This is a genomic window from Microcoleus sp. Z1_B2 (assembly GCF_036700325.1).
Taxonomy (GTDB): Bacteria; Cyanobacteriota; Cyanobacteriia; order Cyanobacteriales; family Microcoleaceae; genus Microcoleus.
Genome location: NZ_JAUBOQ010000018.1, coordinates 58047 through 81608 on the forward strand (window position 1 = coordinate 58047; position 23562 = coordinate 81608).

At 46.6% G+C, this 23562-nt stretch carries 16 protein-coding genes; 2 read left to right on the top strand and 14 right to left on the bottom strand.

The window, feature by feature from the left end; translation table 11 throughout:
* Positions 1–114 precede the first annotated feature (114 nt).
* The 9 genes from QT984_RS12915 to treZ all read right to left on the bottom strand — a co-directional run bounded on the left by QT984_RS12915 (position 115) and on the right by treZ (position 12456).
* Positions 115–1896, bottom strand: a complete 1782-nt coding sequence (locus QT984_RS12915) for an efflux RND transporter periplasmic adaptor subunit (protein WP_333051503.1) — start codon at positions 1894–1896, stop codon at positions 115–117.
* 265 nt (positions 1897–2161) lie between these two features.
* Entirely contained in the window at positions 2162–2770 is a 609-nt protein-coding gene (locus QT984_RS12920; RefSeq protein ID WP_333051502.1) for a PadR family transcriptional regulator, read from the bottom strand.
* Between the two features lie 750 nt (positions 2771–3520).
* On the bottom strand, positions 3521–4033 hold the full coding sequence (locus QT984_RS12925; protein WP_333051500.1) for a DUF4112 domain-containing protein: 513 nt from the start codon (positions 4031–4033) through the stop codon (positions 3521–3523).
* Positions 4034–4358: 325 nt separating this feature from the next.
* Positions 4359–6263 carry a molecular chaperone DnaK gene (gene dnaK / locus QT984_RS12930; protein WP_333231312.1) on the bottom strand — a complete coding sequence of 635 codons (1905 nt, stop codon included), beginning with the start codon at positions 6261–6263 and terminating at the stop codon, positions 4359–4361.
* A gap of 257 nt (positions 6264–6520) precedes the next feature.
* Positions 6521–6673, bottom strand: a complete 153-nt coding sequence (locus QT984_RS12935; protein ID WP_333231314.1) for a hypothetical protein — start codon at positions 6671–6673, stop codon at positions 6521–6523.
* A gap of 11 nt (positions 6674–6684) precedes the next feature.
* Positions 6685–7209 carry a GNAT family N-acetyltransferase gene (locus QT984_RS12940; RefSeq protein ID WP_333051494.1) on the bottom strand — a complete coding sequence of 175 codons (525 nt, stop codon included), beginning with the start codon at positions 7207–7209 and terminating at the stop codon, positions 6685–6687.
* A gap of 17 nt (positions 7210–7226) precedes the next feature.
* Positions 7227–7460, bottom strand: a complete 234-nt coding sequence (locus QT984_RS12945) for a hypothetical protein (RefSeq protein WP_333028250.1) — start codon at positions 7458–7460, stop codon at positions 7227–7229.
* A gap of 143 nt (positions 7461–7603) precedes the next feature.
* Positions 7604–10399 carry a malto-oligosyltrehalose synthase gene (gene treY, locus QT984_RS12950; RefSeq protein WP_333051832.1) on the bottom strand — a complete coding sequence of 932 codons (2796 nt, stop codon included), beginning with the start codon at positions 10397–10399 and terminating at the stop codon, positions 7604–7606.
* 233 nt (positions 10400–10632) lie between these two features.
* A complete protein-coding gene (gene treZ / locus QT984_RS12955; protein WP_333051493.1) occupies positions 10633–12456 on the bottom strand; it encodes a malto-oligosyltrehalose trehalohydrolase in 1824 nt (607 codons plus the stop codon).
* Between the two features lie 317 nt (positions 12457–12773).
* Here treZ and QT984_RS12960 point away from each other — a divergent pair, with 317 nt between their 5' ends.
* Both QT984_RS12960 and QT984_RS12965 read left to right on the top strand, forming a co-directional pair.
* Entirely contained in the window at positions 12774–14834 is a 2061-nt protein-coding gene (locus QT984_RS12960) for an amylo-alpha-1,6-glucosidase (protein WP_333374141.1), read from the top strand.
* 35 nt (positions 14835–14869) lie between these two features.
* Positions 14870–15910 carry a glucokinase gene (locus tag QT984_RS12965; RefSeq protein WP_333259599.1) on the top strand — a complete coding sequence of 347 codons (1041 nt, stop codon included), beginning with the start codon at positions 14870–14872 and terminating at the stop codon, positions 15908–15910.
* Positions 15911–16212: 302 nt separating this feature from the next.
* On the opposite strand, the gene QT984_RS12970 is transcribed toward QT984_RS12965, so the two are convergent.
* The 5 genes from QT984_RS12970 to QT984_RS12990 form a co-directional block, all read right to left on the bottom strand.
* Positions 16213–16674 (bottom strand): EVE domain-containing protein, encoded by a 462-nt coding sequence (locus QT984_RS12970; RefSeq protein ID WP_333209251.1) that lies wholly within the window; start codon positions 16672–16674, stop codon positions 16213–16215.
* Positions 16671–19031 carry an FHA domain-containing protein gene (locus QT984_RS12975; protein ID WP_333374143.1) on the bottom strand — a complete coding sequence of 787 codons (2361 nt, stop codon included), beginning with the start codon at positions 19029–19031 and terminating at the stop codon, positions 16671–16673. Before QT984_RS12975 ends, QT984_RS12970 begins: the two co-directional genes overlap by 4 nt.
* A 77-nt stretch (positions 19032–19108) precedes the next feature.
* Positions 19109–20989 (bottom strand): ABC-ATPase domain-containing protein, encoded by a 1881-nt coding sequence (locus tag QT984_RS12980; RefSeq protein ID WP_333374145.1) that lies wholly within the window; start codon positions 20987–20989, stop codon positions 19109–19111.
* A gap of 275 nt (positions 20990–21264) precedes the next feature.
* Positions 21265–22302 carry a M28 family peptidase gene (locus QT984_RS12985; RefSeq protein WP_333209245.1) on the bottom strand — a complete coding sequence of 346 codons (1038 nt, stop codon included), beginning with the start codon at positions 22300–22302 and terminating at the stop codon, positions 21265–21267.
* Between the two features lie 480 nt (positions 22303–22782).
* The gene (locus QT984_RS12990; RefSeq protein WP_333051476.1) at positions 22783–23361 is read right to left on the bottom strand and encodes a hypothetical protein; all 579 of its coding nucleotides are present in this window, start codon (positions 23359–23361) and stop codon (positions 22783–22785) included.
* Positions 23362–23562 lie beyond the last annotated feature (201 nt).

Genomic DNA, 23562 nt, shown 5'->3' on the forward strand with positions numbered 1-23562 from the left:
AAAATAGCCCCCTTTTTTAGAGCGGAGCAATCAAGTAGTTTCACGTAAGGTACGTAGTTGCCCTTTAGCGCTCTTAATTTACCTATTAAGAGCGCTAAAGCGCAACAACCTACCTTATTTTTGGCTTGCTAATGGTAATTTTTCCCCTGCTCCTTTCCCTTCCTCTTGAGCCATAATGGGAGCGCCGTCTGTCAGGTTAAGGATGCCTGCGGTAACAATTTTTTCGCCGGCTTTCAAACCTTCGATAACTTGATAATTATTCCCCTGAATGGCTCCCAATTTCACGGGCTTTTGCCGCGCTACTAAAGGTGGCATTCCAGGTTTTGGCTGTTCCGGCTGTTGAGCTGTGAAGACAAAAGTTTCCCCCCCTAAACGAGTAACTGCTGTTACTGGAACTAAAATTCCGGGGTTCTGTTTCCAGATGACTTTAGCTTTTACAAACTGGAGATTAAGTAGTTCGCCGGTGGGGTTGGGAAAGGTGGCTTTAGCTAAAATTGTTTGGGAATTGGCGCTGACGTTGGGGGAGATAAAACTGATTTGACCGATCGCGATCGCCTTACCTTGAGCATCGAGCATTTGTACTGGCAACCCTAAGCGTAATTGAGGCATCCGTTCCAAAGGAATTGATAACCGCAAGTCTAGCAATTGGTTCTCTGTCAGGGTGGCGATAGCGTTGCCTTTTTGCAAGTAATCACCTACTTTCACTGGTATGTCGCCGATGACTCCTGCGAAGGGGGCGATGACCGCAGTTTCTTGTAGTTGTACTTCAAAGCCGCGCACTTGAGCCGCGGCCTGGGCAACTTGCGCTTCAGCTTGATCGAGCTGTTCTTGGCGGGTGCCGTTGGCTAACTGGGCTAATCTACTCTTGGCTTGTGCGACTTCTGCTTCGGATGCAGCTATTTCCTCTGGGCGCGAACCGTTTTGCAATTGTCGCAAAGCTTGCCGCTGCTGTTGCAAGGCTGCTGTGCGACGCTCGATCTCGGCTTGTCTGTTCTTTTGTCGCTGCTCAAACCGCCTTTGAGCTTCTCGGAGATTGGCTTTGGCGCTGCCTTCTTTTTGGGTGTATTGCTCAAGAGTGTTCGCGGATTCTGCGCCTTCTTTTGCCAAGGCCTGATATCTGGCAAGTTGCTGGCTGGCTAACTTTGCTTCGGCTGTGCTTGCTTCTATTTGCGCTCTTGCTTGGGCGATTTCTTCTAAGAGGCTACCTGTTTCGGCGTCGGCGAGGTCGGCTTCAGCTTGGCTAACGCGGGCTTGGGCTTGACCAATTTCTTCTGGCCGAGAGCCCGATCGCAGTTGGGCGAGGTTGGCTTGGGCTTGGGCGACTTGAGCTTGAGCTTGGGCGATTTCTTCGGGCCTGGCTCCTGCTTGCAATTCGGCTAAGTGGGATTGAGCGCGGATCAGGTTGGCTTGGGATTGCCTCAAGTCCGCTTGGGCGCTGTCGCTTTTCATGCGGGCGATGGCTTGCCCTTGATTTATGAAGTCGCCGGCTTTGACAAAAATCTCCGTGACTAGCCCTTCTGCTTCGGGTTTGATTTGTACCGAACGCTTGGCTTCTAAGCTGCTAACAAATTCGGAAGCATCTTCGACTGAGCTGGTTTGTACGGCTGCGATCTTGACTGGTATGCCTGGGGGTTGGGCGGCGGCTGCCTGTTGCGGTGCGCGAGTCTGGCCTGATTGCCACGAGTACCAGCCGAAACCTGCTGCGCCTGTGGCGATCGCGAGCGCGGCAATTAGGGGCCAGCGCGATCGTGGTTTAGCAACAGGTTCCGGGCGATCGACAACGGCGGGAAAATCCTCTGGTAGATCGCTGTCTGCATCGGTTGGGTGCAGTTCGGGTGTGGCAGGTTTTTGCTCTTGGGTTTCAACGACGGATTCTGGGGATTTAGAATAACTCATGGGCAGCACCACTTAGATTTTTTTTAACTTCTGACTGAGACTTGGGCGAAATCTTTGATTCTCCGGCGTTCCCCTCCAACAAGGGGGAATAATGACAAGGGATTTTAAACAGGATGGAATCGGGAAAGTCTCTTTTTAATGGGGTTGGGGTATGTGCAGGGCTTTAGTCTCATCACAGTTAGCCAAGCCTGGGGGTGATTATTTTTAGGAAAGCTTCTTGTTATTTCTCAAAAGTTACGATGGCAGGAATGATTGCACATCCTTCTTACGAGTCACCTGAGTGGGTGAGTTGGAAGGATTTTCCCTTGGATTCAGCGGATTCAGCGGAGGTTGGGGAGTCACGCACTCGGGCGATCGCGCTTTTTTCCTTGGCTAGTTGCTCGGTTAACCACTCAATCTCTGAGGCCAGCACTGACTTGCAGCGATCGCGAGAAGCGAATTGATAGTCGTCGGTTAGTGGATATTCGCTCTTGAGGCTTTCGATGTAGTCTTGCCTGGTGTAACAGGCTCGCAAGCGGTGTTCCAATAGCTTCAGCCGTTCTGCCGGTTCTAAGTCGCCAAAAAAGAAAAACTTGATTTGGAACCGGGAACCACTGTTAACCCAGCTTTCTTGAGGGTGTTCGAGCATTTTTTGCCGCCACAGTTCGCGCCCTTTGGGGGTAATTCCGTAGATTTTGCGCGGACAGCCCGCATCTCCGGCTTCTTCGGCTATTACCGAAATCTCCCCTCGCTCTTCCAAGCGCTTCAGCAGCGGGTAAATCGCTCCATAGTTGACGCTGATGCAACTGCTCATAAACAGCTCCAGTTTTTGCTTTAGCCGATAGCCGTGCAGGGGTTGCAACTGTAGCAGTCCAAGTGCTGATAATTCAAGCATTTATATCAATTTGATATTATAGTCTGGATTATATCACTATATCGGACTCAAGGGCGAGCCGGTCAATCGATTTTCGATTTTCGATTTTCGATTTTAGAGGCGACCCGACGGATAAATGCGGGGGACGCAAGGATTTTCGATTTTGGATTGATTTGCGCGAGATACATCACGTGGCGGGTACCACCTTTGAAATTCCTGGTCAATTCCTAGTTTCAAAGAAAATTGATTATTAAATATGTATTTAATAAATTTTGTCAATCCCCTTAAGATATATTTTTTAATATCCAGAGTGAATTCTCTTGTGGAACAGGCATCTTGCCTGTTGTTGAGAATGCTGCAATATCTCAGATTTCTGCCACATATCTCTTCTTGGTAAGAGGATCAGAACTTTTATTAGTAGGGGTTGGTTGAATTTTTAAACCCAGACACACTTTAGTATTTATTTATTGAACATTGATTGCAGTCACTGTTTTTTTGTAGCTAATACTCCTCTTATTATTAAGTATTGCTGCGAAAAAACAGTTTGTTTTTTTTCCAATCGCCCTGTTTGTAATCTACGGATATGTGAAATATTTGCTCTTTAGTAAGGCATCAAAAAAAGCAACGCACCCTATGGATAATTAAAGCCAGATGTTGTGTTTCGGTTCGCAATCATCCTCAAAAAGGAGTTTCAAGGAGAAGCTTCCCGATTATATGCTATCACTATGAATGACATAAAGAGAGGAATTTATCTGGAGCGTTAAACCCAATTTAACGCCCTGTAATTAATTGAAATAGCAACCCAAAAAGCATCACACTCAAGAAAATAACACCTCCGACAATTAAAATTAAACCCAATAACAGCGCCGCCACAAATAGCCAATCGGCTTTTTTGCCTTGTTCAGGGGAACCTAAATGAGCATCCAGCAATTCTATATTTTTGACATTAGCTTTCCAAGCAACATCTAACAAATCTCCGGCTACCGGTACAGTACCAGCAACTGTATCAAATACGATATTAGCTGCCATTTTTACTAAAGTCTCTTGAGGCACTCCCATTTGAGCGGATTTGAAGACAACATAGCCTGCAAAAATTGAACTGATTAAATCGCCGCCGCCCGGTATAAGTCCCAGTATCGGATCGAGTCCGATGCGGTATTTTGTGCCGGGAATCGGAATTGCATTGTCTAGTAAATGGCTGATGCGGCGGAGTCGGCGCAGGGATGCAACATGAGATTGGCTGGGAGTATTTGGGGAGGAATTTTGTATAGGAGAACGTGACATTTAATTGCTCTCGATTGCGATATTACTGCTATAGCAATCCTAAATAAGTTGTAAAAATATGTAGGGGTAGTGCTAAGAGTGCCTAGCCCAGCTAAGGCGGGGCAACCACGGGGGGTTTGCCCCTACAAGAATTACACAAATCATTTAGGATTGCTATAGTTTATGATATTTGTTGAAGCATATTCTAGTTTTGTCTCTATGCCTCAAGCAAGATTTTTAGTAATTTTAGTCGATCGACTTTGGTTTGTTTTTGCATGAACAGAAACCCGGTTTCTGTTCAAAACCGGGTTTCTTGCTTCTAGCTGGGGGCTTTTAATTTAGCCTGTTATTTGTTGCCTTCTGTGAAGTCGGCGTCAATCACGTCGTCGCCACCAGTGGGGCCGCCGTCTCCATAGCCGCCAGGGCCGCCAGGGCCATCAGTTGGGCCGCCTGCTTGCTGGTACAGGTTGCTGCTGACAGCGTAGAATGCTTGCTGCAACTCTGTTGTCAGTGTCTTGATGCGATCGTCATCTTCACTCTCGATCGCGGATCGCAAGTCTTTAAGCAACCCTTCAATCTTAGTTTTGTCATCAGCGGGAACTTTATCGCCCAATTCTGCCAACTGCTTCTCGATTTGATAGGCTTGAGAATCAGCTTGGTTTTTGCGATCGATCCTTTCGCGACGCTCTTTGTCAGCAGAAGCATTCGATTCGGCTTCCTTCACCATGCGATCGACTTCATTGCTGGGCAAAGTAGAAGCACCAGTAATGCTAATCGATTGCTCCTTGCCAGTACCTTTATCCTTAGCAGCTACATTCAAAATACCGTTAGCATCGATATCGAAAGTAACTTCAATTTGAGGTACGCCACGGGGGGCCGGTGGAACTCCATCTAAGCGGAAGGTTCCCAAATCCTTGTTATCATTGGCCATTTCCCGTTCGCCTTGCAAAACGTGAATTTCCACGTTTGTTTGACCGTCTACAGCAGTCGAGAAAGTTTCCGACTTCTTGGTAGGAATAGTGGTGTTGCGGGGAATGATTTTGGTCATCACGCCACCCAAGGTTTCGACGCCGAGAGACAGCGGAGTAACGTCGAGCAACAGGATGTCTTTGACTTCGCCGGAGAGTACGCCTGCTTGAATTGCTGCACCGACTGCGACCACTTCGTCCGGGTTTACGGTTTGGTTGGGGTCTTTGCCAAGGAGTTTTTTGACCAGTTCTTGCACCGCAGGAATGCGCGTAGAACCACCAACTAAGACGACTTCATTAATTGCAGATTTGTCTAATTTGGCGTCGCGGATCGCATTTTCTACGGGGATGCGGGAGCGATCGATCAAATCGGAACAGAGTTCTTCAAACTTGCCCCGCGTCAAAGTCGTGTCCAAGTGTTTTGGCCCGTCTTGAGTCGCGGTAATAAACGGCAGGTTGATTTCTGCTTGGGTAACGCTCGAAAGCTCAATCTTGGCTTTTTCGGCTGCTTCCGTCAGGCGTTGCAGGGCTTGTTTGTCTTTGCGGAGGTCAATTCCTTCGGCTCTTTGGAATTCATTAGCGATGAAATCAACAATTTTTTTGTCGAAGTCGTCACCGCCGAGGTGAGTGTCTCCAGAAGTTGCTAGCACTTCAAATACGCCGTCGCCTACTTCGAGAATAGATACGTCGAAAGTACCGCCACCTAAGTCAAATACGAGGATGGTTTCGTTGCTCTTTTTATCTAACCCGTAAGCTAAAGCTGCTGCTGTAGGTTCGTTAATAATCCGCAGCACTTCTATACCGGCAATTTTTCCTGCGTCTTTCGTAGCTTGGCGCTGGGAGTCGTTGAAGTAAGCGGGAACAGTAATTACCGCTTGGGTAACAGTTTCGCCGAGGTATTTGCTGGCGTCTTCTACGAGTTTCCGAAGAACTTGTGCAGAAATTTCTTCTGGGGCAAATTGCTTGCCGCGGGCGGGACAGTCTAGTTTGAGGCTGTTGCCGACTTTGAGAACTTTGTAGGAAACTTCAGTGGTTTCGTGGGTTACTTCATCAACCCTACGCCCGATAAACCGTTTTACTGAGTAAAAGGTGTTTTCGGCGTTCATCACGGCTTGACGCTTGGCGATTTGTCCGACAAGTTGATCCCCATTTTTAGCATATGCTACTACAGAAGGTGTGGTGCGACCCCCCTCGGCGTTGGCTATGACGGTGGGTTTGCCGCCTTCCATAACTGCGACGCAGGAGTTTGTCGTACCTAAGTCAATTCCAACTACTTTTCCCATAGGGGTGTTCCGGCTCCAATCTCTACAAAATTTTGGTGTTTTATCTGTGCGATAGTCTGGTTATTCAGGACTGCCATTTTACCTCGCGGTTTACGGGTAGTGAGTCCTGCTTTAATACAGTCTTCGATAGGGTGCTTATCTCTATACTGCGGGCGGTAGACCTTGCGATGAAGGGGTATTTACCGAACCTGTTGGGGGACGGTTGCATCCGTGAGGCTTGCACCGCTACAGTTGTTGACTGCTTTTCTTTACTCTTCCTAATGTACGGTGTGCGATCGATTCGGGTATTGTGGCAAACCGTATACGTTGTGTTGTGTTTGCCGTCTTTGTTGTATAAATTTTGTTTGGTTGGTAGGGGCGATCGGTCGATCGGCTTCAAAATAAAAGTAAAATTTATCAGTTAGAGTCATGAGTTAGAGACCTACCCATTTGCTGCTTGTTTAATTGTACTCATCAGAATAAACAGTGAAAAAGGACTATCTTGGTACTCCAAGAAACCGCACCTTTTGTAAAATTCTTTAGCTTGTTCGTCAATAGCATCTACCCTGACAGCATAAATTCCCATATTTTGGGATAAATTCAGTGCATTCTCGAAGGCATGGCGCAGTAACCGCTTCCCCAAGCCTCTACCTTGCATTGATCGATCGACTGCAAGTTTCCCAACTAGCATAGCAGGAGGGGGATAGTTGGGGAGATTTTCTCGCAAGTTAGGTGGTAGCTGGGTACGATCGAGTAAATTAGCGCTGCCAGCATAATAGCCTGCTATTGTGTAGTTATCTTCACCTGCTAAAGCTACAAAAGTTCTAGCAGTACCGAGGCGATCGTTCTGCTTTGCATATCGTTTGAGATAAGCATCTAATTCTGTATTTCCCGAATTAAATGGGTCTTTTCTAAGACTGCTCGTGCTTCGGTTTATATCTTCTAGACGGCTAATAGTCCAATTCACTCGCTTTACTGTTTTGTTTAATAATCTGCAAATAATGCGAGCAATCCTTCAGACGGTGCTGGCGGGTTTTCCATGACTGAAAGTAAAAAGGCTCGATCGCGATCGGACAGTGCTGGAGGTGTATTATTGTAAGCTGCTGGGCCGTTGATAGTAGCATCTGCTTCGGCAATGAATTCGTCTAGGACAAATAGGTAAGCCCACCAAGAGAGTCTGGTTTCGGTACTGGTTTCGGTTTTGACGAGCGATCGCATTTTGCTATTCCTCCCGCTACTAAGATTGCTTTCCTGCTACTATTTTAACTCAAGAAGCCCAGCACATGGTATGGTGCGTCAGAGCCAAAAAACATTGTGAACTCCCAATAATCAATTCCTGACGCACCCTACAACTTTAGTTTCTATTTTTTACCGATCAGCAGAGCTGCCGGAAAGTAACTCAGAGCGTCACCAATTGCCAAAGTACCGTTACTTTCTACCGCCTGATTTGTAATTGCATCTTTCCAAACCGACGGCATTTCCTCGGATAATTTCAAATTAGTATCTTTCCAGACTTGTTTGCCGATCGGCATTTCTTCCGGTTTGACAATTCCCGTCAAAAACCGGGGAGCAATGACAATAACGGTAGTCTCTCCAAAGCTTCTGGCAAAGGCAACAACATTATCTTTAAACGTGCCAACTGCTTCCAGGGGCAGATAATCGCCTGATTGAAAAACTTGCAAGTATTTTTTTCTCGCTTCTAGGGCTCTTGCCGTCAAAAACAACTTAATTCTCGCGTCTTCTCGCGTCGCAATCAAATCTTCAATTAGTTGCAAAATATCCGTCTGAGCTTGCTCTTTAATTTCCCGCAAAACCTCGATTCTGCGCTCAAAATCTACGGGACGGCGGTTATCTGGATCGACGTGGCTTAAATCCCAGAATTCCGTCCCTTGATAAATGTCGGGAACACCCGGAGCCGTGATTTTCAGCAGCGTTTGAGATAAAGAATTGAAAATTCCGTAATTAGCTACTTTTTTCCAGAAAGGTGTAAATTTGTTGAGAAACTGATTTTGTTCCGAAGTTTCGAGAACGCTATCGACAAAGGTCATAAAACCAGCTTCGTAGTCGTTATCCGGTCTCAGCCAAGCCGTATAAACTTTGGCTTCGCGGACAGCTTTAATCACATAATCTTTCAGGCGATCGACATAATCAGTGTTTTCAATTCCCTCAAAGGGAAAACTGCCGAGCAGAGTTTGGTACAGGAAGTATTCGTCATTAGTATCTGGAACCATTCGATTCACAAAGTTGACTTTCTTAGAAGAGTTTACCTCTCTCCAAGACCTGACTTGCTGTTCCCATTCATCGGGAATTTCTGACAAAACGTTTATTCTGGCTCGCACATCTTCGCCACGTTTGGTATCGTGGGTAGCTGTCGCATTCATTTTGTGTGGCCAAGCTGCTTGCTGCTGTTGGTTGAACTCGTGAAAATCTCCCAGCGACACGCCGAACTGACTGGGATTTCCTCCCACTTCGTTGAGGGATAAAAGCCGATAGTAGACGTATAAAAGCGTGTCTTCCACGCCTTTTGCCATTAATGGACCTGTCAACTGCTGGAGTTTCATTACAAAGTGCCGACGCTGCTCTTTTTGTTCGGGTGTTAGGGTTTCTTCTTCTTCCAGCAACAGCACCGTTTCGATAAATTTAAGTTCCTTGAGGAGTCTGGGTGCTTGTTCTTTGGCATGGGCGATCGCATATTTTACGTAAGTGCGATCGGACTCTCTCAAACCGTCTTGATTGATGTAAGTTCGGTAGACTGGAAAAATTGTCAAAACAGCCGCCAATGCTTTTTCCAAACCGGGACGAGTAAAGTCATTTCCCTGTCTCGATTGACCGGAAATATTCTTCAAAAGTTGAGCTAGATTGTCTACATCTCCCGCCAAATTTTTCTCAACAATCAGTCCTTTTTTATCTAAAAACAACTGTTCGTAGGGAACGGTCAAGCGAGTAAATCTCTGATATATTTCGGTAAATTGCTGCTCGCGATCGCACCGACAAAAAACGCCGTTTACGTAATTCAAAAAGTCGTAGCCGCTAGTTCCCTCAATCGGCCAATATGACGGCAAATCTTCTTCGTGTTCCAGAATCTTTTCAACAGTAATATAAGTGTCTCCGACTTTCTCTCGGAGGCGTTTCAAATATTCTGTGGGGTCGTACAGTCCATCGATGTGGTCGATTCTCAATCCAGTAAACTTTCCCTCATCAACCATGTCGAATATCAGAGCGTGGTTTTTGTGAAAAACTTTAATCTCTTCAACTTTTACCGAAATAAGTTCGTTTACTGTAAAAAACCTTCGGTAATTAATTTCCTCTGCCCCCACTTTCCAGAAAGACAGACGGTAAAACTGCTCGGAAAGCAATTCGTCTAGCAAATTAAAGCTTTCGGAATTTCCCTTTTCTCCGTTAAAAACTTTGATATTTTCATCGATAAATTCCTGTACAAGGGGATTTTGATTGTAGAGTTCCCACAGCAGTCCTTTGACAAAAGCTATCTGATCGTATCGGGTTTTACCTTTAGTTTCTGAAGGTGTATTTTTAATTAAATAAAGAATTCCTAAAAACTTGATAAAATCTGGATGGCGTCTGCCTAATTCTCTAGCTAAATGCCCCAAGTTATGACTGATGAATTTAGCATAAGATTCAATTCTTACTGGCAATTGTAAGCTATAATAATTGATGGTTAGCCCAATTTCGCTGTATTTGAGTTGAATCTCGCCATTTTCCAGACACTCTCCATAAAAATTCCCCAGCAGCGGAGCCAGCACTCGACCCCTGAGATGTTCGTAAGCGTGATTCCATTCAATATCGAAGTAATCGAAATAGTCGGAATCTGGCCCGTGTTCCAATACGTCTAACAGCAGCAAATTTTGAGTGTCATAAGCCATGTGGTTCGGAACAATATCTTGCAGCCATCCCATGTTCCGTTTCTTGATTTCGTATGTGAGGGCTTCAAAATTTTCTGATGTTCCCAAATCGGGATTGAGCTGATTTGAGTCAACGACATCGTATCCGTGAGAGCTGCCTTTTCTGGCTTTAAATATTGGTGAAGCGTAAAGGTCGGTAATTCCTAAATCTTCCAGATAGCTAAGGATTTGTTTGGCGGCTTCAAAGTTAAAACCTCCATGAAATTGAATCCGATAAGTTGTTGTGGGAATTCTCATCATGTTAATTTTACTCCAAGTTTTTTAGGGTTTTCTTTTGTAATATAGGAGGCAGAGCCTCCTGAACTGCATTCCCAGGCAGAGCCTGGGAACGAGAGAGGCTCTGCCTCCCGTTTCTTGTGGGACTAGATTCCGCGACAGAGGCTGAGAACTACATAGGTTCTGCCTCCTATTGCTTGTTCCTAGGCTCTGCCTGGGAACGCCTGTATTGGAGGCTCTGCCTCCCGTTTTAATTACTCTAATTCATAGAGTGCGAAACTCTGCGGTTTAACGGTCAATTTTTGCTCTGAAGTTATCTTTTCAGGCAAGCTAGAACCTGAACCCATCCATTTTTCATCAGCAGAGTCTAAAATTTTGTGACCGTTGCCTTGGGGCAGTGTAGCCGTAAAAGTGACATCTTGCGTGTTGAAGTTTAGAATGCAGAATATCTGGCTGTCATCTGTCCAGCGACGTAGAAATAAGATTTTTTCCGCTTCAATGCTGGACACTTCTAGACTGTTTTTGTCGAGTTTTTTAAGGGCTGGTATTGTCCGCCGCAGTTGAATCAGATGTTGGTGCCATTCCCAAAGGATTTTGTGTTTGCCTTCGGTTTGTTTTTCCCAGTTTAACTTACACTTATCGAAAGTCTCTGGACTCTGGGGGTCTTGAAACTCGCCTCGGCCTTCAAAGATTTTAAATTCTTGTTGTTTGTCTTTGCGGATAGCTTCAATTAAGTTTTCGTCCGAGTGGGAAACGAAGTAAAAAAACGGTGCTTCTTCTCCGTATTCTTCTCCCATAAAAAAGAAGGGAATGTAAGGAGAAATTAAGACAGTGCCTGCTGCGAGTTTCAATGCTTCAAAGTTAACTATTTTGGAGAGTCGGTCTCCCAAAATGCGGTTGCCGATTTGGTCGTGGGTTTGGGCAAACACCAGAAATTTATGACCCGGTTCATCCTTGACAGAATTGCCGTGTCTCCGCTTTCTGTGGGGGGCGTACTGGCCGGAGTAAACAAAGCTTTCTTTGAAGGCTTTTTCTAAGTGTTCGCATTTGCCGAAATCTTGGTAGTAGCGGTCGTCTTCTCCGGTGAGCAAGGCGTGCAGTGCGTGGTGGAAATCATCGCACCATTGGGCGTCTAGTCCGAAGCCACCGAGTTCTTTGGGACGTATAGTGCGGACATCATTTAAGTCACTTTCGGCTATTAAGTAAAGTTGCCGTCCTAGTTCGTTGGAAATATCTGCTGTGGCATCGGATAGTTCTTGTAAAAAAGGTCTTGCACCTACTTCAAATATTGCTTGAATTGCATCTAATCTCAGGGCATCGATGTGATAGTCTCGAAACCAGTAGAGGGCGTTTTCAATAAAGTAGTTACGCACGCCGTCGCTGTAGGCGTCGTCGAAGTTGAGGGGATCTCCCCAAATTGAGCCGTATTTGGATGTAAAGTAGGGGCCGAATTGACTGAGGTAGTTGCCTTCGGGGCCGAGGTGGTTGTAAACTACATCGAGAATTACTGAAATGCCGTGTTCGTGGCAGGCGTTGACGAGTGTTTTGAAGCCTTCGGGGCCGCCGTAGGAGTTTTGAACTGCGTAGGGATATACGCCGTCATATCCCCAGTTTCGCTCGCCGGGAAATTGGGCTACTGGCATGATTTCGATGGCGTTGATTCCCAAGTCTTTAAGTTGTTTTAGATGGGGAATTATTGCTTCAAATGTTCCGGCTTGGGTGAATGTGCCGACGTGCAGTTCGTAAATAATCATTTCGGCTAGCGGCACGCCTTGCCAATTTGTGTCAGTCCAAGTAAAAATATTTTGATCTATTACTTGCGACGGAGCGTGTACGCCTTGGGGTTGATATTTTGAGGCTGGGTCTGGTCGGTCGGTTTTTCCTTCGATTTGGTAAGTGTAAAGGGTTCCTGGTTCGATGTCTGTAGCTGTGGTTTGCCAATAACCTTCTGCTGATTGTTGCAGGGGTATCAGGCGTTTTTTTGGGGAAACAATTTGGACTGCGATTTGTTTGAGGGTGGGCGCCCAAACGGTAAATTCACATTGGTTATTGCCGAGGTAATTTGCTCCTATCTTCACTTTGAGCCGTTCTCCTTATAAAATAGGTTGGTAGTTCGATCGCCCGACGCGCTATCAAATGCTTTGCCCTTAACGTTGAGCGCCTGTTTAGACGGTAATATTACTTAATATAACAAACAACTAACTTTAGACAGAGGCATCAAAGGCTAAAATTGTATATGGGGCAAAAGTAGCGGTTAGTTATGTCTAAATTAGAGCATGAATCCGCACGGGGGCGATCGCCAAATTAACGGTCTGAAATCGTTAATATTTGTGGTTGATATTATGTCGAAAATCTACCTAAAGGTAGGTAAAAAATCAGCGCGAGTGTGGATTTTATGGTTATGGCTTTTGGACGGGAAATCTGCTGCAATCTTGACTCGGCGGAGTCTCGGGAGTGGTTGGTCACAAACGGGATCGGCGGTTACGCTAGCGGGACGATCGCAAATCTCCTCACCCGCCGCTATCACGGCTTGCTGGTAGCAGCCCTCAAACCCCCGCTGGGACGCACTTTGATGCTCGCCAAGCTGGACGAGACGGCGGTGTATCACGATCGCGCCTATCCGCTTTATACAAACCGCTGGGCCGACGCGACGATCGAACCCCACGGCTACAACTACATCGAAAGCTTTCACCTCGAAGGCACGACGCCTGTTTGGAGGTTTGCTCTCGGCGACGCTATCCTGGAAAAGCGGATTTGGATGCAGCAAGGTGCTAACACAACATATATTCAATACCGCCTGCACCGCGCCTCACAACCGATCGCCCTCGCTGTCAAAGCCCTAGTCAACTATCGCGACTACCACCACACAACGAGCGCCGGCGACTGGCAGATGAGCCTAGAAACCTTGGAAAGCGGCGTTTGCGTGACGGCATTTCCCAAGGCTGCACCCCTGTACCTGCTGACAGATGCCACACCAGAAGCCAAATTTCAAGTCTCTGCGCCCTTATACAATTGGCATTACGGATTGGATCTAGCAGCCGAAAAGCGCCGCGGATTGGATTGCTGCGAGGATCACTTGCAGGCGGCGACTTTTCACATGACGATCGCACCGGGAAGTTCTCTCACATTGATAGCCAGCACCGAGAAAAATACCGAACTCAACGGCGGTACAGCTTTAGAAGTGCGCCGCACTTATGACCAACAACTCCTGCAAAACTGGTCAAAAGTGAGCGAATCTCCCGACTGGATCAATCACTTAGTGCTAGCCGCCGACCAATTTATCGTCAACCGCCCGCTAGCGGAGGAAACCGAAGGCAAAACGATCATCGCCGGATATCCCTGGTTCAGCGACTGGGGGCGCGACACGACGATCGCCCTGCCCGGCCTCACAATCTGTACCGGGCGATGGGAAATTGCGCGATCGATTTTGCGGACATTTGCGCGGTATGTCGATCGGGGGATGCTGCCGAACCGCTTCCCGGATGCGGGCGGCGCACCGGAATACAACACCGCAGATGCCACTCTGTGGTACTTTGAGGCAATTCGCGCTTATATCGATGCCACGGGGGACGACGAACTTTTGAGCGAACTCTGGCCTACTTTATGTGAGATTGTTGATTGGCACATACAGGGAACTCGGTATAATATCCGCGTCGATCCCGATGACGGTTTAATCTACGCGGGCGAAAAGGGTGTGCAACTGACTTGGATGGACGCGAAAATCGGCGATTGGGTGGTGACGCCCCGGATTGGTAAGCCGATCGAACTCAGCGCGCTTTGGTACAATGCTATACAAGCTATGGCAAGTTTTGCTCGAAAATTGGGCAAGCCTCACAATGAATACCAGCAATTGGGCGATCGAACGGCCGCCGGATTCCCTCGCTTCTGGAACGCCTCAACCGGTTACTGTTACGACGTTCTCGACGGCCCAGACGGACACGATGCCTCGCTGCGGCCCAACCAAATATTCGCCGTTTCCCTGCCCCTAGACTCGATTCCTCCTCACTCCGCCAACTCCTTGTCAGCGGGGATGCGCCAGGAAACGCGGTATACACCGTTACTGACGCCCATCCAGCAGCGCGGCGTGGTGGACGGCTGCGCTCAACAGTTGCTCACTTCTGTCGGCCTCCGCAGCCTCTCGCCACATCACCCCCAGTATCGCGGCGCATACGAAGGCGACCAATTGCAGCGCGACAGCGCCTACCACCAAGGCACAGTTTGGGGCTGGCTGATTGGCCCGTTTGTCTTGGCGCACTTGCACGTATACAAAGACCCAGCACAAGCTCGCGAATTTCTCGAATCAATGGCACATCATATAAGGGGCGGCGGAGTTGGCAGTCTGAGCGAAATTTTTGAGGGCGACGCCCCCCACTCGCCGCGGGGCTGCACGGCTCAAGCTTGGACAGTGGCTGAGGTGCTGCGGGCTTGGTTGGCAATTAATACTGTGGGTGTTTAAATGGGGAATGTTATCTTTGGTGAAAAAAGAGATTTATGGCATTATTATTAGCGGGCGATATTGGCGGAACTAAGACAATTTTGCGCTTAGTGGAAAGGACTGTTAACGGTGAAATGAACGCTCTTTACGAGTTTCGCTATCCGAGCGGGGAGTTTCCCGATTTAGTACCAATGGTGCTGCAGTTTTTGACGGAAGCTGCTACGAAATTGGATTTTGCGCCATTGCCTGAAAAAGCTTGTTTTGCGATCGCAGGCCCGGTGGTTAACAATACTGCAAAACTGACTAATTTGCCTTGGAGGCTGGATGCGAAGCGTCTGGAACAAGAATTAGGAATATCCCGCGTCAGTTTAATTAATGATTTTGTTGCGGTTGGCTACGGCGTGTGGGGTTTGGATGCTAAAGATTTGCACATTTTGCAAGTCGGAAAACCCCGCCAATACGATCCAATTGCTGTGATTGGTGCGGGTACTGGTTTGGGAAATTGTTTTGGAATTCCAGAGGCAAATGGCATCCGGGTATTTTCTTCGGAAGGGGGGCACGGTGACTTTGCTCCTCGTTCGGAGTTGGAGTTTGAATTGCTGAAATATTTGTTAGCAAAACACGACATTCAAAGAATATCGATCGAGCGTGTAGTTTCGGGACAAGGGATTGTTTCAATTTACCAGTTTTTGCGGGACAGAAAGTTTGCTCCTGAATCGCCGGAGGTAGGGGAAGTTATCAAAAAATGGGAGTCAGAAATCGGGAAAACTGAAAAGACTGTCGATCCGGGGGCGACAATTGCACAGGCGGCCCTCAAAAAGTGCGATCGGCTTTCGGAACAAACAATGCAAATGTTTGTAGAAGCCTACGGTGCGGTGGCGGGAAATATGGCTGTATCACTTTTACCTTACGGCGGTTTGTACATAGCAGGTGGCATTGCTGCTAAAATTTTGCCACTGATTCTAGAAGGGGGTTTTATGCGGGCTTTTACCCACAAAGGGCGGATGGATTCGCTATTAGAAATGATACCGGTTCGATTGGTTTTGAATCCCAATGTAGGGTTAATTGGAGCCGCAGTTTGTGCTGCCGGTCTTTAGGGGATTTCAAATATTTGGGGCGGGCTCTTCGGCCCACCCCACAAGCAATTTGTGGCACAGGCATCTTGCCTGTAGTATTAATTCCGGTTGCACTCAGACATGATAGGCAAGACGGACACGGCAATGCCGTTTCCCTACCCCAAAATAATCACGAGCACGACCTGAGAGATGTAACCATCGCCAGATTAATTGTAGGGATACGGCACTGCCGTGTCCTGACTGTGGGTAATATCAAATCTGTTGGCATCAGAATTATTCATCTCTCTTTTTTCTGACTCTGTGTTCTCTGCGTTCTCTGCGGTTTAATCATTAGATTCTCTCATCTTCAAAATCTTCTGTGCCGCACTTTCAGATACCGGCATCACCGATAACCGATTGCCTTTTCTCACCACCAAAATCTCATCAGCGCTAAACTTTTGTTTCAGTTCATCCAAAGATATTAACTTAGCAAACTCCTCAACAAACTCCACTTTCACAGTTTGCCAGCGAGGAGCACTTAACTGCGATTTAGCATCATAATATTCGCTCTTCATATCGAACTGAGTAGGGTCAGCAATCCCAGTTTCAACGACGCGCACTAACCCGACAATACCGGGAAATTTAGTATTAGAATGGTAAAAAAATACTAAGTCTCCCCGACTCATTTCTCGCATAAAATTGCGCGCTTGATAGTTGCGAACGCCATCCCAAATGGAAGTGCGATCGCCCTTCAAGTCCGCAATACTGTAAACATCCGGTTCCGACTTCATCAGCCAATAATTCATAAAATATCCTTCCGCTTCTGCAACCACAGAGTCAACATCAAATAAACGCAAATATGCACGCACAAAATAGCCCAGTTCAAACCCAAATTTTCCCAAGTTGGATCGTAAACAGGAGTAGGCTCAAACGGCTGAGGAAGCGTACTCCCATCCGGTAATGTAGTAGGTGCGGGAACCATCCCATTCACATTAACTAAAGAGCCGTAAGCACCCACAGACCAGCGGCTTAACATCAGCCAAGAAAACTTGCTCGCCGCACCTTCCATCTTAAACAAAACTCCCGAAAAAATAATCTGAGGCAGCAATAATAGAGGCAAAGCGCTATTAGCTTGAGAGCTATTTTTAACAATCGCGGAAACGACTAATCCAAGGCTTATGCAGCTCATTAAAGTTAGGAATGTGGTAATACTTGCCCCCACCGGCCAGGAAATAAAACTCGGTTCGGGGGATTTAAAAGCAATCAGAATAACTCCTACCATTAACAGTGTTTGCAATACGGCTAAACCAGAAAGTATAAAAATTTTTGAACCTAAATAAGCAAACAATCCTAAATTGACCAAACGTTCGCGCAGATAAATAGCAGATTCTTTAACAATTTCTTGCAGAGAAGTTGCCAGCCCTACCCAAATCGCCGCGCAGGTAAATACAAATAGAACTCTGAGCGCTAAAGGTGCTAAAGTTGCCTCCGGTGCGCCAATTAATGGGTCTTTATCTCTGACGGCTAGCCGCAGCAAACTAATGCCGATCGGAGCCGTTAAAAGAGCTAAACTCAAGTTAACTAAGTCGCGGGAAACGAGTTGAAAATAGCGCTGGGAAAGCAAAACGAGTTGTTTTACAAAAGATTGAGATTTTGGTACAGAAGGTGCAGAAGGTATTTTTGCATTAGCCTTGCCTGTGCTGAAGTGATTGACAATATAGCGCTGATAGTAGGGAGATTTATTAAACTTTTCTGCCCAGCTTTGAACGTTGATTTCTCCTGTTTCTAATTCGTTGTAAATGTCGGCAAAATCGCTTGTTTTGATATCGAAAAAATCGAGCGCTTCCCTAGGCGGGCCGAAGTAACAAAGGCGACCGCCGCGACCCAAAAACACAATCCGATCGCACATCGTGATATTTGCCGTCGCGTGAGTCACCAGAATCACCGTCCGGCCTTGATTTGCCAACTTTCGCAGCAGTTGCATCATCTTCTTATCCAAACCCGGATCGAGTCCTGAAGTCGGTTCGTCTAAAAAGAAAAGTTTCGGGTCTGCTAACAGTTCGACTCCGATACTGACCCGCTTCCGCTGTCCGCCGCTAAGCTGTTTTACTAAAGCCTTGCGACGGTGAGTCATTTCAATATCTTCTAAAGTTTTGGCGACTACCGGCTTGACATCTGTATCGGGAGGTAAGCGCAATTTAGCGGCATAACTCAAGACTTCTTCTACTGTCAAATCTGCGTGCACAATATCATCTTGAGGCACGTAACCGATTTGATTGCGGTAAATATTGAAGTTTTGGCGCAGGTTGTCGCCATTGAGAAACACAGCGCCGTTAGTAGTTTTTTCGATGCCTAAAAGCGTCCGCATTAAAGTAGATTTACCCGCACCGCTACCGCCGACTAAAGCCACAAACTGCCCCGGTTCGATCGCCAAAGTGATGTTATCCAAACGCTTCGGAATCACCAGACTGTCAGCATCCAAACGAATTTGATGGCCGGAGTCTTGCATCTGCAACTCACCGATGCGGTAAGTTAGAGTAAACGGGCCGATCCGAATTGCATCTCCTTCGGACAACTGTACAGAATTTGTGACTCGCTGACCGTTAACAAAAACCCCGTTAACGCTGTGGTCTCGCAAAATATAATTACCGCGACTGTCTTGGTCGATTGTGGCGTGGCGTCTAGAAACAAGCGGCGCATCTAATTGCAGCGAAGCGTTTGGATCGCGACCCAACAAAACCGACCGATTCTTAAGAAGAATTGACTGCTTGCTAGGGACAGCAACCTGATTCGCCAGCGGATTAAAATAAGTCAGCAAAACTTGATTTTGAGGATCGAGACCGATTTTAAGTTCTGTGCCGTTTTTCAGACAATAGCCGTCATTGGGAGTGATGCGAGTGCGATCGACAAATAAGCCATTAGTGCTCGGCCGCTGGCCGTCACCGTCGTAAATCCAGTAATTATCCCCAATTTGGCGCAAAACAGCGTGAACGCCGGAAACTGCGCGCCAAGCTTCGGGAATGGCTAAATCAGCACGAGTGCGATCGCGCCCCAATACGTGCTGCTGCTGTTTTAACTCTAACTGTAAAACCTCCCCTTGATTGCTTAATACTAAATAAGGTCGATCGCTTAAAGCAGTCAGTTGTCCTATATTGCCTGTCATACTTCAATCGCGGTTTTTGCACTCACTTTGGTCAGCATATCAAAAGTAGGACAACAATACACTTATATTAAGAAAATCTACTTAGCAACAACCGACAAACTACGAAGCCGATTAATTGCCGCCGCCAATTCAAAGCGTCGAAACATGGCAAAATCCCCTTCAGGAAAAGGCGATAAAATATCCATCCCGCGCGCGTCAATATCTGCCATCACCAAATCGATAATTTCCGACAAAGTGCGTTTTCCGTCCATGTATTGCTGCTTAGCATAAACCATTGCCGCAGCGATCGCCCTTAACTGTCCGCTGTCCACAATTTGCTCAACAGCACCCAAATCAATATCCTCAGTTCCGAAAGCCAATTCATCAACATCCCGCACCTTCAACCGCACATCTCGCCGTCCCCGACTCGGATCTAAACTAGCAGGAATCGGCACTCTTTGAGTAATCTCACCAAAAATTTCTCCCCCTTCAGCAGCACGGCTAATCGAGTAATTTTTAGCAATCTCTTTAGCTTTCTCCGTCACATTATATGCTTGAAAATTATCCATTGAAATCACAGTATCCGCCACATCAAAATAATCGCCGCTTCCCCCCATTACTAAAATAGTCGATACGCCGCAATCTGCGTACAACTGTTTAACTTTATCAATAAACGGCGTAATCGGTTCCTTATCCTTAGCGATGAGTTCCTGCATTCTGCGATCGCGAATCATAAAATTTGTCGCCGCCGTATCCTCATCCACCAATAAAACAGGCACTAAATCCTCTTCATAAATTAATCCGTGTATCCGTGTCAAAATCCGTGTCGTGCCTTCCTTCTTCCTTCTCCCCACTTCCAAAGCCTCAATAATATTAGCAGCTTGCGACGTGCTACCGCTCGCATTCTCAGTATAAAATTGTGCAGTATCTCTACCTTGTGGCAAGTGGTTAATAAAAGGCGAAATATCAACTCCCGCAACACTTCTCCCATCTTCCGCTCTAATTTTAACCGCCGCCGGATTAGTCACCACAAATTCCCTACCATCTCCGGGAATTCGGTTGTAAACCCCCAACTCGATCGCCCTGAGTAAAGTTGATTTGCCGTGATAGCCGCCCCCAACAATCAAAGTAATGCCAGCGGGAATACCCATACCGGAAATCAAACCGCGATTCGGACAATTAAACTCAACTTTTAACGACGGCGGCGACTGAAAAGCCACAGCATTATTTAACAAAGGACTGTTGTCAACACCGCTGCGGCGGGGTAAAATAGAACCGTCAGCAACAAACGCAACTAATCTTTTTTCAGCTAACTGTTCCCGCAGCCAGTCAGCATCTTCTACAGTTTCAACGTGACGGCGACATTCCGCAGGATTTAAATTAGCATACTTCAGAGATTTACTGACTATTTGAGGAATATCTTCGCAGAGCATTTCAGCAGCTTGTCGCCCTAAAATACTCCGCCCGCCCGCTGGAAGTCCGACGGCAAATCGCAGTTCTACCCCCCCTAATTCCCCCCCTTGGTAAGGGGGGGATATAGAGATTTTTGCCCCCCCTTGATAAGGGGGGGATATAGAGATTTTTGCCCCCCCTTGATAAGGGGGGGTTGGGGGGGTAATAAATGCGGAAGTTCGCTCTAAAACTTCTTGTCCGAACCGAGTCACTGCAATCATACCGCTTTTGCCAGTGCCGCGTTTGCTGCTGATGCTGTGTGCTGCTTTGTCAAACTGGCGAGTTAGGTAATCTCGCAAGGCTATTTCTCGACTGCGAGAGTTGAAAAGTTCGCGGGGAATTTGAGCAATGTTGGGGGGAACTATGACTCTAAATTTACTGGGAGAAGCAAAGGGATCTCCCTGCACGTAATCAATTATTAATGTGAATTCTGAAAATTCGTAACTACCTTGAATGTCTTTGTATGCTTTGTAGCCTCGATTGTCTAGTTGCAGTAAATGCCGTTGCAGGCTTTCTTTGTTAGTCATTTTTTATTACTTATTTTTTATTTACCTAGTTCCTAGGCTCTGCCTAGGATCGCGAATTAAATAACTTGCAATTTTAATTGTTATTGTGGGATGGGCGTCCCACCCATCCAAAAAGGACGGGCGGGACGCCCATCCCACAAACTTGTGGAAGTTATTTAATTCTCATTCTTTATGAACCGATTTCACTCTTGCTCTGCCTCGCTTGCTTGGCGTGGGAAAATAGGAGGCAGAGCCTCCAGATATGCGTTACCAGGCAGAGCCTAATAACGAGTAGATTACCGAATTTCCAATAATTTAGCGGTGGCATTAACAACAATTTGAGCAGAACCGGCGAAAAAAGGTCGATCGATAGTTGCTAATGTATCGCTAGATTGGTGATAGTGAGGCGATCGCAAATTTGCAGTATCCGTCACCAACACAGCACCAATTCCTTTATACCAGAAAGGCGCGTGGTCACTGCGTAAAACATCGGGAGTCAGCAACCCTTTCAGGGGAACCGGCAGCGCCACCACCGGAGGCAAATCGGCTTTTCGCGACTCCGCAAAACTTTTCAATAGCTGCGGATGTTCCGCATCCCCAACCACAGCGATAAACTCGCCTTTGTCGGGAGATGTCACCCCCGCAGCTTCTAGAAAAGGTTGCGCTGTCAATCCTTCGGGATATTGCTGGCATCCGGGCGTGCGGCACGCATAACCTAGCATATCTAGGACGATCGCACCCTGCAAATTTTTTAACCGCGCGTCGCTACCTGTAAATGCTAAACTGCCTAAAAGTCCGAGTTCTTCCCTGTCGAAAAATGCTACTTGCAATGTCCGAGGCGTGGGGCGAGAACCCAGCAATCTTGCTACTTCTAAAACTACTGCAACTCCCGTCGCATTGTCGTCAGCGCCGGGGGAGTTTGGTACAGTATCGTAGTGTGCTGCTACTAAAATTGCACCGGCGTTTGAGTCAGTGCCTTTTCTCTCAGCGAAGACATTGATTCCGCGATCGAACGGCTGCAACTCTGCGGAAAATCCTAATGTTTTTAGTTGTTGGGAAATGTAGTCTCTAGTAAAAGAGCGATCTCGTTCTCCATCGCGTTCTCCTGCTAAACTATCGACGTGTTTCCACAACCGAGACGGGTCAATTTGGGGCTGAAAAAAACTATTTTTTTCAGCAGGAAGCGGTAAGGGAGACGGTTTTTGGGAAGTGTGGATATTGCGATCGATCCCAACTTCGGGTACAGCCGACAACCGCTGCCACGAGTCAGAACCCCAACCCGCAGCCGTCACCGCAACCACAATAAATAGCGCTATCCAAATCAATTGTTTCATTAGTAAGTCTATTTGAAATTTTAGACAGAGCTTACGCACTCCTCACTCCCATAAACCGGGTTTTTTAGCGGAAGCGAGGGCAGCCACAAAGTCTTTTCGTAAAACCCGGTTGATGCGTTCATAACAGTTATATTTTAGATTTTAGGTTCACACCAGAGTTAAAAATAAACCTGTTTCCAAAAAAGAAACTCAAAAATCTTAAAATTAGCTGCGCCAGAGGCAGTTTTATATTTTTTATATAAAACTGCAGGAAAAAGCCTTGCGATGTTGCCGTCGAATCTGTATTGCTTAGGATCGCGAATTAAATAACTTACAATTTTAATTGTTATTGTGGGATGGGCGTCCCGCCCGTCCACTCATGACGGGCTATAAGAGCCCATCCCACAAACTTGTGGAAGTTATTTAATTCTCATTCCTTATTAGATGGTTCGACGGCGACATTCAAATCACTAATTTACCTTTTAAATTTACAATCCAAAACTACTTCTTTTCCCACTCAATCTCCTTATTCTCCAATATCAACCCGCTGCTGCTGGGAACAGCGTAAGGAATAGTTGTGGCTGAAAATTTGACTATTTGAGTTGGTTGTTGAAACCACTCGGAATAACTCGGATTGAGTTGGTCGTACAGTGCTTTCAAAGCTTGGATTTCTGCCTGTAGCTGCGCTGCTGCTTGATTGATTCTGCGAGCTTGTGTTTGCAAGCGCTTTTCCCCGGTTTGAACTTTGTTTTCTAGTTCTTGCCAGTGCTCTCCGGCCACCAACTTTTCTAGTTCACCTTGCTTGTAATTGAGTAAAGCCTGTTTTTGTTGCAGTTGCTTTTCAATATTTTTAGTCTCTCGGTCAATTTCCTGGATTTGCTGCAACCACTGCTCCCCAAAAGCAGCAGTTTGCTGGTGGAACTCGGCAATGGCTTCAGGAGTATTATTTTTGGGAAAACTGACTGCCACTCGGCACTCTGAGCGCTCTACGCCAAGTTTTTCCCGCGACTCTTGCAGGGCGGTAAGTTCTGCTTCTAGCGCGCGGACTTCTTTTTGGAGTTCTGGGATGGTCTGACTCATGGGTTCAATTAGTGGACCTCTGCATAGATTTTAAGCTAATTGTTTATTTTTCTAACAAATCCCGATCGCCTCCTTGCGGGAATTATCTAATTTTAGCGCGCTTCCACCCGGTGTCTAGGCAGAATGGCGGATAATTTGTGGCACAATGGCTGATGACACATTTTAAATTAAGATTAAAATTGTAATTAGTTATAAAGCTAA